Origin of the sequence: Pseudomonas graminis, from assembly GCF_001705435.1 — a bacterium.
Taxonomy (GTDB): domain Bacteria; phylum Pseudomonadota; class Gammaproteobacteria; order Pseudomonadales; family Pseudomonadaceae; genus Aquipseudomonas; species Aquipseudomonas graminis_B.
The window spans coordinates 1-270 of record NZ_MDEN01000014.1; the positions used below are offsets into that span (position 1 = coordinate 1).

General features: G+C 51.1%; 1 rRNA gene. It reads left to right on the forward strand.

Annotated features, from left to right (window positions below):
* Positions 1 to 105: ribosomal RNA gene (gene rrf / locus BBI10_RS00065) — 5S ribosomal RNA — on the forward strand; the annotation flags it as partial.
* Between the last annotated feature and the right edge of the window lie 165 nt (positions 106 to 270).

Below are 270 nucleotides of genomic sequence, written 5' to 3' on the forward strand. Positions count from 1 at the left end.
TAGAGCGTTGGAACCACCTGATCCCATCCCGAACTCAGCAGTGAAACGATGCATCGCCGATGGTAGTGTGGGGTTTCCCCATGTGAGAGTAGGTCATCGTCAAGATTAAATTCCAGAACCCCATTTGCGAAAGCAGATGGGGTTTTGTTTTTGCGCTTGGAAAAAGCTGCCAACCTCTCATCGCTGCATCACCGTAAGCGTCCGGCGAAGTCACCTACCCGATCCCCGCAATAAGGGCGATGTTCTCCACTTAAAAATACGTGGACACCA